The sequence below is a fragment of the Rhizobium sp. RHZ02 genome (genome assembly GCF_014851575.1).
In the GTDB taxonomy this organism is placed as follows: domain Bacteria; phylum Pseudomonadota; class Alphaproteobacteria; order Rhizobiales; family Rhizobiaceae; genus Rhizobium; species Rhizobium altiplani.
Genome location: NZ_JACUZX010000085.1, coordinates 1 through 612 on the forward strand (window position 1 = coordinate 1; position 612 = coordinate 612).

Sequence of the window (612 nt, forward strand, 5' to 3'; positions counted from 1 at the left end):
CGAAACAGGCGAGTGCCTCCTCGGATCTGCCTGAATAGAGAAGTGCCTCCCCGAGGCTGACCTGCCCTTCGGCGAAGTTCGGATTGAGACTTATTGCACGCTCGGCCTCGCTGATAGCTCTATCGTGTTGTCGTGAGTAAAGCCTGACCACACTCAGCGCCCAATGGGCCACGGGATCGCTATCATCCCGTGCCACCGCCAGCGTCGCAGCCTCTTCGGCCTGCTGAATCGAGCGCTGCGGTGACACGCTCCACCGGTTCAAATAGTCGAGCCCGTGGGTCAGGGCGAGAAAGGCATGCGCCGAGGCGAAGTTCGGGTCCAGTTCGACGGCATGTTGCAAAAGGTCGCGGGCGTCGCTGTTCGTTTGCTTCGTCAGGCGATGCCACAGCTCCCGGCCGCGCAGGAAGCAGTCATAAGCCTCGGGATGCCCGGTCTGCCCCGGCACCAGCCTTTTCCGATCGCCCTCTGTCAGGTTGACCGCCAGCGCGTCGACGATCTGCTGCGTTACATCGTCCTGAACAGCGAATATGTCGGTCAGGTCGCGATCGAACCGCTCCGCCCATAGATGCCCGCCGGTGGTTGCGTCGATAAGCTGCGCCGTAATGCGTGCCC

General features: G+C 62.3%; 1 pseudogene. It reads right to left on the minus strand.

The window, feature by feature from the left end:
* Positions 1 to 612, minus strand: a pseudogene (locus IB244_RS31610) (adenylate/guanylate cyclase domain-containing protein); the annotation flags it as partial.